The organism is Collinsella sp. SGI.178 (assembly GCF_050313495.1).
Classification (GTDB): Bacteria; Actinomycetota; Coriobacteriia; order Coriobacteriales; family Coriobacteriaceae; genus Collinsella.
The window spans coordinates 1-1,213 of sequence record NZ_JBNPLM010000049.1 but is presented as its reverse complement, the minus strand read 5'-3'; the positions used below and the strand labels follow the sequence as shown (position 1 = coordinate 1,213).

At 72.1% G+C, this 1,213-nt stretch carries 2 protein-coding genes; both read left to right on the top strand.

What is annotated here, in order from left to right; translation table 11 throughout:
- On the top strand, positions 1-915 hold a 915-nt coding region (locus ACQRAQ_RS08565), incomplete at its 5' end, for a Mu transposase domain-containing protein (RefSeq protein ID WP_427794548.1).
- The coding region (locus ACQRAQ_RS08560; RefSeq protein ID WP_427794547.1) for an ATP-binding protein at positions 915-1,213 on the top strand (299 nt) is incomplete at its 3' end. The genes ACQRAQ_RS08565 and ACQRAQ_RS08560, both read left to right, overlap by 1 nt.

Sequence of the window (1,213 nt, the reverse complement as noted above, 5' to 3'; positions counted from 1 at the left end):
GGGGGCGCGGGCGGCCGCGAGCCGCACCCGCGGTTCGAGACGCCCCCGGGCAGGCAGCTGCAGTTCGACTGGAAGGAGGACATGAGGCTCGTCGACTCGGAGGGCGAGGTCTTCGAGTTCAGCGTGTTCACCGCGACGCTCGGCTACTCCCGGAAGCACCGCTTCATACCGGTCAGGAGCCGCACGCTCGACGACCTGCTGTCCTGCCTGCTCGCCACCTTCACCCGCCTCGGCGGCGTCCCGGAGGAGTGCATCACGGACAACATGTCGTGCCTGGTGACCATCTCGGGCCGCAGGAGGACCAGGCAGGAGAGGGCGTGGCGGTTCGCGCGGGAGGCCGGCTTCGAGCTCAGGCTCTGCGCGCCTCGCTCGCCGCAGACCAAGGGCAAGGACGAGTCGGCCAACCGCTTCCTGAACCGCCTGCTCGCCTACGGCGGCGAGTTCACCGGGTGGAGCGGCCTAGTCGAGGCGGTGGCCCGGGTCGAGGCCCAGGCCAACTCGGAGCCGAACCGCACCACCGGCCTGCCGCCCGACGCGCTGTTCATGCGGGAGAAGGAGAGCCTGCGGCCCATCGGGAACCTCCGGCTCCTCGAGTCGATGGTGGGCGACGTGAGCGTCCAGACCGTCCCGCCGACCATGCTCGTCAGGGCCGCCGGCAGGGAGTGGTCCGTGCCCAGGCGCTGCATCGGCCGGCGCGTGAGCGTCGTGGCGATGCCCGGCGGCCAGGTCGTGGTGAGGATGGCCGGCGAGGAGGTCGCCGTCCACGACGCCGCGTCCGGGCCGTCGAGGCCCATCAACTACGACCCCGACCACTACGAGCAGGCCCTCGAGGGGAAGCGGGGCCTGGCCGACGCGGACATCGCCGAGGCCGCACGCGCCAACCTCGCGCTGCTCGACTCGCTCGGAGGGGCGTGATGGGCGCCGTCGCGGAGGGCAGCCCCTCGATCAGGGCGCAGGCGAACCTCTCCGCGCTCGGGCTGCACGAGATGGCGGCGTCCCTGCCCGACTACGTGAGGATGGTCGCCGCGGGCGAGCGGAGCTTCGCCTCCGCCCTCGAGGAGATGACGCGCGTCGAGGTCGCCGCCCGGGAGGCCAGGATCACCAACCAGCGCATACGGTCGTCGGGGTTCCCCTACGTCAAGGGGCTGGCGGACTTCGACTGGGACTTCCAGCCGTCGGTCCCGCGCGCCGAGATCGAGGAGCTCGCGACCCT